Annotated in this window: 1 protein-coding gene; it reads left to right on the forward strand. The window is 66.8% G+C overall.

Annotated elements, in window-relative coordinates:
• A partial coding sequence (locus tag GWG65_RS40245) for a pitrilysin family protein (protein WP_275200924.1) occupies positions 1-883 on the forward strand: 883 nt, incomplete at both ends.

Here is an 883-nt window from a genome sequence, read left to right on the forward strand (position 1 = left end):
AAGGTCGGCTCGGCGGACGAGACGCCGGGCAAGTCGGGGCTCGCCCATTTCCTCGAGCACCTGATGTTCAAGGGCACGGACAAGCACCCGGTCGGCGAATTCTCCCAGACCGTGCTTCGCGTCGGCGGCAACGAGAACGCCTCCACCTCAGTCGACTACACCAACTATTACCAGCGCGTGCCGCGCGAGCAGTTGCCGACCATGATGGAGTTCGAGGCCGACCGCATGACCGGCCTGATCCTCAAGGACGAGAACGTGCTGCCGGAACGCGACGTCGTGCTCGAAGAGTACAACATGCGCGTCGCCAACAATCCCGACGCGCGGCTGAACGAGCAGATCATGGCGGCGCTCTACCTCAACCATCCCTACGGCCGGCCCGTGATCGGCTGGCACCAGGAGATCGAGAAGCTCGATCGCGAGGATGCGCTCGCCTTCTACCGCCGCTTCTACGCGCCCAACAACGCCATCCTGGTCATCGCCGGCGACGTCGAGGCCGCCGAAATCCGTCCGCTGGTCGAGCGCAATTTCGGGCCGATTGCAGCCCAGCCGGCGATCCCGGCGCGGCGCATCCGCCCGCAGGAGCCAGATCCGGCCGCGCCGCGCACCGTCACACTGTCGGATCCGCGCGTCGAGCAACCCAGCGTGCGGCGCTACTATCTGGTGCCCTCGGCCGCGACCGCCGCAGCCGGCGAGAGTGCCGCCCTCGACGTGCTGGCGCAGTTGATGGGCAGCGGTAGCAATTCCTATCTCTACCGCGCCCTCGTCGTCGACAAGCCGCTCGCCGTCTCCGCCAACGCCAGCTATTCAAGCATCTCGCTCGATCCGACCCAGTTCGCGATCTCGGCCGCGCCGAAATCCGGCGTCAGCTTCGCCGAGGTCGAGC

This window comes from Bradyrhizobium sp. CSA207, assembly GCF_029051685.1.
GTDB lineage: Bacteria > Pseudomonadota > Alphaproteobacteria > Rhizobiales > Xanthobacteraceae > Bradyrhizobium.